This is a genomic window from Okeania sp., assembly GCF_983059655.1.
The window spans coordinates 1-9,533 of sequence record NZ_CEZPJD010000277.1; the positions used below are offsets into that span (position 1 = coordinate 1).

General features: G+C 36.1%; 6 protein-coding genes. 4 read left to right on the top strand and 2 right to left on the bottom strand.

Annotated features, from left to right (window positions below; genetic code table 11):
• Positions 1 to 1,905 precede the first annotated feature (1,905 nt).
• Positions 1,906 to 3,525, bottom strand: coding sequence for a sensor histidine kinase (locus AC3DU7_RS16340; protein ID WP_488040386.1), 1,620 nt, complete (start codon positions 3,523 to 3,525; stop codon positions 1,906 to 1,908).
• A 716-nt stretch (positions 3,526 to 4,241) separates the two neighbouring features.
• On the opposite strand from AC3DU7_RS16340, the gene AC3DU7_RS16345 reads away from it, so the two are divergent.
• Both AC3DU7_RS16345 and AC3DU7_RS16350 read left to right on the top strand, forming a co-directional pair.
• Entirely contained in the window at positions 4,242 to 5,501 is a 1,260-nt protein-coding gene (locus AC3DU7_RS16345; protein ID WP_488040387.1) for a hypothetical protein, read from the top strand.
• Positions 5,502 to 5,584: 83 nt separating this feature from the next.
• Positions 5,585 to 6,361: a superoxide dismutase gene (locus AC3DU7_RS16350; RefSeq protein WP_488040388.1), complete on the top strand. Its 777-nt coding sequence runs from the start codon at positions 5,585 to 5,587 to the stop codon at positions 6,359 to 6,361.
• A 385-nt stretch (positions 6,362 to 6,746) separates the two neighbouring features.
• On the opposite strand, the gene AC3DU7_RS16355 is transcribed toward AC3DU7_RS16350, so the two are convergent.
• Positions 6,747 to 7,898 (bottom strand): RNA-guided endonuclease TnpB family protein, encoded by a 1,152-nt coding sequence (locus AC3DU7_RS16355; RefSeq protein ID WP_488040389.1) that lies wholly within the window; start codon positions 7,896 to 7,898, stop codon positions 6,747 to 6,749.
• Positions 7,899 to 8,209: 311 nt separating this feature from the next.
• On the opposite strand from AC3DU7_RS16355, the gene AC3DU7_RS16360 reads away from it, so the two are divergent.
• The gene (locus AC3DU7_RS16360) at positions 8,210 to 8,581 is read left to right on the top strand and encodes a hypothetical protein (RefSeq protein ID WP_488040390.1); all 372 of its coding nucleotides are present in this window, start codon (positions 8,210 to 8,212) and stop codon (positions 8,579 to 8,581) included.
• Between the two features lie 295 nt (positions 8,582 to 8,876).
• Positions 8,877 to 9,533 (top strand): NACHT domain-containing protein (locus AC3DU7_RS16365; RefSeq protein WP_488040391.1); only part of this gene is annotated, 657 nt, incomplete at its 3' end.

Sequence of the window (9,533 nt, forward strand, 5' to 3'; positions counted from 1 at the left end):
GAACTTGAGAACTTATGAGTGTAGTGAATGCGGTTTTGAAACTGATAGAGATTTGTTTGCGGAGCATTCCGTAGGAAATGCTGCTATCAACCTGAAAAACTATGTGTATCAGTAGCTTGAGTTCCAAGCGAATTGAAGCCTGTGGAGAGAATAAGTTACAGACTGCGGTCAGTGGTTCTCACAGAAACAGGAACTGAGCTGCCAAAACCTATGCGAACGTGTATGGGTAAGTTTGGGTAAGTTTAGTAGAACGGTTTGCAGAAAATCAATTGTACTGCTTGAACCTCCTGTTTTGATTGGAGAAGCTTCAGTATTATTTGTAAGATTTGTTGCAGTTGGAGCTGGAGATGTAGTAGTTTGAGTCGAACAACTGGAGGGTCCTACAAGCGCGATCGCTCCCAGCATCAAAACAATCAAACTATGTTTCAAATGATGTCGCATAACCATAATTAAGCTTGGTAGGCAAAATTCTTTGTCTACTTACCAGCTTAATTATAGCAAACCCAGTTTACTAATATATATAGCGTTTCTAAGGCTAATTAGGGCTTGCCGATCAATCATGAAAACTTTGATAGGCAAAGGTTTTAGCCTTTTAAGGCCCTAAGAGTATCAGCTTTTAGGTGGTAATGGTTCAATTAGGGGTGTATTTTGGGCAATAAATATAGGGGAAGAAAATCAAGGAACGATTCTTCTGACTACCTCTTCTATAATACCCTTTTCTCTTGACTTAACCGATTCACCGATTCTGGCTCCTACCCCTACCAACATACTTTATTCAGCAAACCCTAATTAAGTACACCTATATTTATTTTTATTCTATTCCCAGCTCTGGTGTTCACTAAAATAGAAGAATGCGCGTATTTGACAAGTATGGGAATTGCTATATTAGTGACAAATCTAATATAGAACCCCCGATCGTATCTTGATGCGCGTTTTTTTAGCCTTGAGTCAGGAGACAGCTATACTGGAGACAGGAGATTAAGAGGGAAAAAGTGAAGAGGGAAGATGTGGGGATAGATAATACAAAAAATTCAACACTCCTTTTTCAGATTTTTCCTCACTCATTGATGCACGAAAAAAACTTGACTACCATAATTAGACATCTGGCGGTCATCAAAAATTAAATCAATCCCATACGCATAAATCATCAATTCTTTTCCCCTACTCCCTACTGCCTACTCCCTCTTTTCCTGAGAGGTCTATTATATAGATCTCAAATGGGTTCTATAGTAATTCTATCTTCAGTTACAATCTTTTGGTGATAATTAGGGCTTGCTGATTAAATATCAAAGCATTTACTGATATTAGTTTTAGCCTTTGTGGGTAGTGAAAAAGTACCTGGTTTTCAGCTATTAATGCTCAAAAATTTACCATTTTAGGCAAAAGTTGGGCAAAAAAAATTACTTTCCTGCTCCTCTACTCCCCTACTCCCCCGCTCCCCTACTCTTAAAAAAAGACTTTTTCAGCAAGCCCTAATTAGGAGTTATAAATCAGTCTGGAAAAAGTTTTTAGTTAATATTAACTATGATAATTTTTCCACAACCAATTTAATATTTTTATGGCAATATTGTTGCAAAGTTTGAAATTATGGAAAAATGTTAGATTTTGATGAAATTGTGGAATATATTATTAATTATGATGCAAAAAAAATTGGTAATTCTCAGCTAAATCATGATTCTTTGATGAAGTCAATCTCCACAAATTAAAGGTTGAAAAAGTTAATATCAGCTATTAACTATTAGCCTAAAAATTTGTGCATACAATTAGGTATCTGAAAGCTTGGATTTAAATCCACGATTTCTACCTTGTAGTTTAATTTTAGGAGGGCGTTTAAATCCTCTTTCCTCCGGAATGCTCCGCAAACATACAAAGCTGACCGCTGATTGCTGAACTGCTGAACGCTTTTTAAGAAGAACCAATAGGCAACTCTACACAGAATAAAGTATATCCTGGTTTACTGTCCACTGAGATTTTTCCTTGGTGTTTGTTAATTATTTTCTGACAAATGTGCAGTCCCAAACCACTTCCTTCACCTGCTGACTTGGTGGTGAAAAAAGCATCAAAGATTTTGGACTTGACTTCTGGTGGTATTCCTAATCCGGTGTCCTGAATACTCACCTGAATGCCATTTTTCTGTTTACGAGTGGCAATTGTGAGTGTCCCTCCAGATTCCATGGCTTGAATGGCATTGTGTACTAGGTTTGTCCACACCTGAATCAGCTCGTCGGCATATCCCGAGATATCGGGAATTTCCTCATAATCTCGAATTAAATGGATATTATGTTTGAGTTGATTATGATAAATTTCTAATACAGTTTCTAGCCCATTGACCACTTGTACCAACTGCTTCTTTCCAGAAGGCTGAAAACGAGCATAGCTTTTGAGGGCAAAGATAGTCTTGGAGCAGCGTTCCACGGCACGGAGGATAATCTGATTATTAGTACAGGAGGAGGCTAAGTTATAGGCAAATTCGATGGCCCATTCTCCCTGTTCACTCTTGAGTATGGGTAGCCACAGCTCGGGGGTTTCAGGAACTCCCATATCTGCCAGGAGGTCTGCAAGATATCGAGAGTTTTGAATGCCATGTTCTCGAAGTTGAGTGGATATTTTACGCTTAAGGGCACGAGTTTCTTGAGAGGCGATAGAAGATTTGTTTTGGAGTGCCCCAGCGATTAGCTCAAACAGATTGTCTTGTTCTGAGCGAGTGAGAAATTGATGTAAATAGGGGAGTTGCTCGAGGAATTCTTTCAAAGCTTTGTCGGTGTTATTTGCTGAGGCTTGAATTGCGCCGAGGGGGTTATTGATTTCATGGGCAATACCGGCAATTAGTTGTCCTAAAGCAGCCATTTTTTCTTGTTGAATTAATTGATTTTGTGCTTGTTGGAGATTGATTAAAGCTACTTCTAATTCCTGATTCTTGTTCAACAATCTTTTACTAAATATGTAGGATAAACTACCAATCACAATGGCTGCCATAATTAAAGTAAAGGTGGTTCCAATATCGGCAAGTTTTCGGGTTTGCTGATACTGTTCTATATAGCCTTGTTCTAAAGTTTTAATTTCATCATATAGTTCATCATAAATTTCATCAATTTTATGGGCATTAATATCCATTACTTCCTGAACTTTTCTCTGAGCAATTAGCTCCAGGGAACTTTCCATTTCAGTTTGATAATTGATATATAGCTCCCAAAGAGTTTTCAGATCTTCCTGTTCTTTAAGCTCTTCAATTCCTTGAATAATAGCATCAGTATCTTCTTTATTTTCAGCCAGTTCTTCAGTTAAATTTTGATCTATTTCCCCTTTAGAAATACCTTCCCATTCTAGAGAATTAAGTCGGCTCACTTGCTCTTTTAATTTAGTTAAGAGTAGTCTGGCATTACTACTCTTTTCTGTTATATGATTGAGTCGATAAATTGCAGTTGCACTGGCGATCGCTACTACCATTGCAGCCCCAAATACTAATCCTGTTGATAATGTGGACTTGAGTTTGTAGAAGGGGGAAACTTTTGTCAAATTGAACATAGTTTAGGGTTTTGTAAAATCTATCATAGTAATCCTATTTCAGTTGTAACATTTTGAATCTGGCTAGAAGTGATATTTGTCAGGTTTCCTCACCATCTCACCCTACGGGAAGTTGCACTTTTTCCTAGGTCATGCTGCGCAAACATGTTGCGTAGCAAAACGACCACTTTTTATCCTCTTAATACTATTTCTTAATACTATTTCTCAAAAGTTTTGCTACATCTTCTTGAGAGTAGGAAGTAGGAAGTAGAATTTAAAGGTATAATACATTTTTGATTACTGCCGAAGTATATAATTATTTTTGAAAATTGGTATAAAAAGAGAGGCTTTAGAACACAATTTTTCGGTAAAAATATTGATAAGTTGTTTCTGATTCGGTAAAATAATCAAGATTAACAAATATAATAGTAGGTAAGCATTTCCTAGGTCATGCTGTGCAAACAGCCGTCAGCTATTAGCTAGCCTCCTAGGTCGGAACTGCGAACTTCAGCTATTAATTTTGGGGAAGTTCAGATAATTGAGAAGTTGAGACAGAAGAAAAATTACTGTTAAAGTCCCCGGACTAAACCTGAGAAGTAATGATTAATTACTAATTGCTGTTAACGTAGTTCCTCCGCAGGAGACTAGCTGACTGCTAATAGCTGAATGCTTACAATAGTAGTAGCAAAAAAAATAATTCTTTTATCCGTGTATTTGTATTTTAAGCAACTCAAATTATGGAAGATATCAACAACCAAATTCTCAATATGGTGGCAGATTTTTTTGGTACTTTTGGTCAAAAAGAAGTATTTACTCAACTACTGGCAATAAACCGAGAAAAAGTCTACAACGATTTTTTAAAAGCTGAGGCTGGTTTTAATAGCAGTAAGCTAGCTTTTCTAGATAAAGGAATTCAAAATTCTCCCTATCAAAGTCAGGTAGAAAATTATCCGGAAAATTTAACTATTTTGCCTAGTTTAGAAATCCAAGGAGCAAAATCTTTCCCTAATGTAGGGGAATTTCCTGACATTGACGAACAGTCTGTTAGTTTTATTCATCCTGATATTAAAGAGGCTTGTATTTGTCTTGCTGGTACTGCTGACGGAGCGTTTAAATCTGCTTGGTTAGGAAGAAATGCTCTAGATAAATGTCAATATTGGAGTTCTACAAAAATTATCGCTATCTTAAATGTGATTTGTTCTCTTAATAGCGATATTAATACTTGTAAAATTCAAGGTGATGGGAAAAGTTTAGACTTTAATGAAGTTGTAGAAGATATATTTACTTACGGAGATAAATTTAGTAGTTCTAATGCTTTGGCTGCAATGTTTAAATGTTTCCAAACTTATGTAGGTTTAGAATCCTGGCTAAAGGAAATTACGGGCAATAATCATACAGAATTTCAAGGTTTGTATGGTGAAGAACCGTTTATTATCTCTCCAGAAGTAGTGCAAGGCGAGGAAGTTTTATTGACTGCTGCATCGGAAAGCAAAAAGCTAGCAGATCAGACAGGAGAAAATACAGTTGCCACTTATGATTTAACTAGAATTATGTCAATGATTGGCTGTTATTATCATTTGCCAGAATCAGCAAAACTGCCAGGAATGTCTTGGGAAAATTTGAAACCTTTTATCCGAAATATGGCTAAAGATAGCGCCCGTTATGTAGATGTAGCATTAGAAAAATTGGGAATTCAAAATAGTATTAAATCTCCTGTTATTCTATCTAAATTAGGTTTTGGATATAGTAGCAGTCGCAAACGTACAGAACTTACTTATACTTGTTTTACTCAGTTTGAATATAAAGAACAAGTTAGGTCTATAGCTATGACTTTGCGAGGTGCAAAAGCTTTAGGAGATTTTGATAAGGAAGCAGTAGAATTAGATGCTCGGATGGCAGCAGAAGTAACGGAAATTATCAGATTGTTAGTGAGTGATGAAGTAACAACATTTTTTGATGTGTTACTGACAGAAGAACTGAGCTGCTGGACTTTTTAAACTAATCTAAAACTCCTCTACTCCCCACTAGTTCATAGCTGTTAATATATTTTCTAGTAAACTATTTTTCTGAAAAACTAATAATGAACATTAATCGGCGTAATTTTTTAATCTTAACCAGTGCCACCTTAGGCTCTATGACTCTGGGTGCTTGCCAAGCATCAGAAGATAATTCTTCTTCATCCATAACTCCTTCTACTTCAGTAAATGATACTAAATTAGTAGAAAATTCTGGGGGTTTTCAACTAACACCTTTACCTTATGGATATGATGCTTTGGAACCTTATATTGATAAAGAAACTATGCAGTTTCACCATGATAAACATTATGCTGGTTACATTAAAAATTTGAATGGAGCGATCGCTAAGTATCCTGAACTTAAGGACAAAAATGCAGAAGATTTATTGCGTAATTTGAATACTTTACCGGAGGATATTCGTACTGCTGTACAAAATAATGGTGGTGGTTATGTAAATCATAAGATGTTTTGGGAAATTATGACTCCTAATGGTGGGGGTGAACCTGATGGAAAAATAGCCTCAGCTATTCAAGAAAGTTTTGGTGATTTTGATAGTTTTAAGGAAAAGTTTAATGCTGCTGGCGGTAGTCGTTTTGGTAGTGGTTGGGCTTGGCTGGTTTTGGGTAAAGATGGAAAGTTAAAGGTAACAAGCACTCCTAATCAAGATAGTCCTTTTTTCCAAGGAGATTATCCTATTATGGGTAATGATGTTTGGGAACATGCTTACTATTTGAACTATCAAAATCGTCGCGGTGATTATTTGAAGGCTTGGTGGAATGTTGTTAATTGGCCGGAAATTAATCGCAGGTATGAAGGGGCGATCGCTTCAAATACTAAGTAATGCTTAATTTCTCAGAGCTGATTGGTTTATCTAGTGTTAAAGATTGTATTTTTAGTTGAATAAAAAGTCATGTGCAGGGGCGAGCAACTCCCAATAAATTAATAGTATCAAAATTTTTTTGGGGATGCAATGGGAATTTCTGCCGTTTTTTCTCGGGGCTTCACAGAATGACATTTTTTTTGGTGAGGAGTTATAGGTGGAAATTATGGAAAAGATATTTATTTGATGAATAGAAAGATTTGGTGGTTATTTATATTTTGATTTATGATGACTGAGAAAATGAGTGGATTTCGTGTAGTGGAAATTTTGGGAAGATTGACACTCCACGGGATAAATCCGCGTGGATTCTGACGGTTGTAAAAATAGGGGATAAATCCACCTGTTTTTACTTCTCATCAGTTGAGGGACTGTCATTGACCCCTACCTCTGAATCATCTATACCCATTACAGATACAGCTTTCTGAAGATTCATTGGACATGAAAAACCAAGCCATTGACCAATATTTTGTGAAGCATTCCAATCAGCATTGCAAGTGTAACCATCAACACCTGTAAAAGTATGTTTAACTCTCTTACCTATTACACCGTTACGGTGGTCTGATTTGCTAGTGTATGCTGCTGGTACAGACTCTACTGGTACACCTGTTTTAATTGCTTTGTACCTAGTAAATAACTCTAACTGATAAAATGCCCACTGGTCTCGGTTTTTCCCAGCATCTGACTTGGTTTTTCTACGTTGAAGTGAAGTTTGTCTAATACCTGACAAATCCTCAAACCGTAAACCCATGTTGTAGTCTTTGGCAAATTTTACTAATTGCTTTGAAATGACATGATTTATATGAGTCATAATTCTATGCTCATGTCTTTCTATTTCTTTGACTTTTCTGAGCTTTTTCGACTCTTGAAGTAAGGAGCGTAATTTTTGAAATTTACGTCTTAAGCTTTTTACTTGTTTACCGCTCCAAAACTTGCCAAAACTTAATGGTAATGCTGCTACTGCTATATTATTTTGTCCTCTATCAACTCCGATCCAACCATTAACTAATCCAGGCTCCGGAACATCCATAGATACCGAGATTAGTGCATACCAAATACCTTTTCTAGATTTGGAGATTTTGAGAGAGCCATTGGCTGCATCTCCATTAATAATTTTTTCTAAAGTTTCTTGGTGTGAAGCGGAATGAACTGTTAAAGGTATTCGTTTTCTCTGGCCTCGATATAGACTCAGAGAAACTGTAAATAAATCACCTTGACGACTAATGCTATATCCTTGGTTATTGACTTCTATTGGCAAACGTTTAAACTTTTTCACCTTGGTTTGACCACAAGTATTCCTAATAGTTTGATTAATCCACATTGAACCAATTTCAACATGATGAAAATCCTTGCTTGTATACTTGCGACGAACTGATTTATCAACACTTAGCAATGTATTAGCTACTTCAGTATTGAGCAAAGTAAGGCGCTCAAATTCTGCTGCTTTACAAGCATTAAGGCGATAAAAAGGTAGTTTTAGTGTCAAAGTTAATTTACTCATAGTAAAATTAATGATAACACAACCCTACACAATTGTGTAGGGTACTACGAATGGGAATCCCGTGGCTCATATTTCACCCAGGGGTTTTAACCCCTGGCTCTCATCTTCAACTCAAACTTTTGTAGGGAGGGATATTTCTCGGCAAGGTTGAGGCGATCGCTCCTCAAGAACAGCCACATCATTTATTTTATTTGCCAGACTTATATCTCTACCCTCAGTTCTGAATTTTAATAGTTTCTTGATCGCCTATTTCCAGCTATGAAAAATCAGTTGATATAATTGTAAATATCCCAATTAATCTAATAATACCTATGGAATCAAGCGGAAATAATTACGACCAAAAAAGCTTAGTTAGTATAGGCAATCAAAATGTTCGTATAGTTAAAGACAATGGTAAAGTTGCAGGGGTAATCTATGAAGCTCAAGAGCAAAATTTGGCTGAGACAGTGGCAGAGGTTCAACAAATTTTGCAACAGCTTTCTCAAAGCTATTCTACTAATACCACTACCGAACAAATGATTGTGGCAACTGAGACTATTAAAAAGATAGAAAGTGACACTAATTTAAAACAAAAATTAATTAGTGCAGGTATATCAGGTGGGTTAGCAGCTTTTGAAAAAGCTTTGGATAATCCAGTGGGTGCCTTTATTGTTAGTGCGATTAAAGGATGGCAAGAAAGTTGAATTCAAAAGTCAAAAGTCAAAAGTCAAAAGTTAGAAATTAGAAGTCAAAAGTTAGAAGTTAAACTCTTGCTGTGAAAAAAATTTACAAGCTGAAGTCAAAAGTCAAAAGCTAGAAATTAGAAGTCAAAAGTTAGAAGTTAAACTCTTGCTGTGAAGAAATTTGACAGTTTGAGAATGCCCTAACTACTCTAATAACTACTATAAATAAATCTTTCAGGAATTTGTTGATGGAAGGTATAGTTAGCTGCTCAGTTAACTATACTTTTTGGTTGAAATGGGGAAATTTTAACTAAGTATGGGAAATAAAGATAAGTATAACCAAAGTGATTTAACTGGAATTGGTAATCAAAATATTAGGGAAGTTAAAGATAAAGCTAAAGCTGCAGCTTTTATCAATGAAGGTGCATATTTTAATTTGAATTTTGCTGGTTTTCTGCAAGGCTTTCTGAATTTTTTTCGTCCGGAAGACCGGGAGGCGAAAGTTAGGTCGGAACTTCTGAAAGGAATTAAAGTTGAAGTTGTTAAACGACTGGAAGATTCTCTACAGCAAAATCAATTGTTGGTAAATCAATATTTAGAATTACCGATGTTTCCCCAGAAGGAAGCTGTTGATAGATCTGAGAGAAGAAAGATAATTCCTCTACCTCCTGAAACTAAGATTATTGATGTTTTTTATCGGCAGGATGTGGTGGGTAAGTTATTAATTTTGGGTAAACCTGGGGCGGGAAAAACTACTACTTTATTGAGGTTGGCAAAAGAGTTAATTGAGGAGGCTGAAAATAATGTTGATGCTCCTGTACCTGTGATTTTTGAATTGTCTAATTGGCAGAAGGATAATTTATCTATTGGAGATTGGTTGATTGAGTATTTAAAAGATTTTTATGGGATGAGCGATCGCCGACTTAGTAAAAGTTTATTGAGTCAGAGAAAAATTCTGCCTTTGTTGGATGGT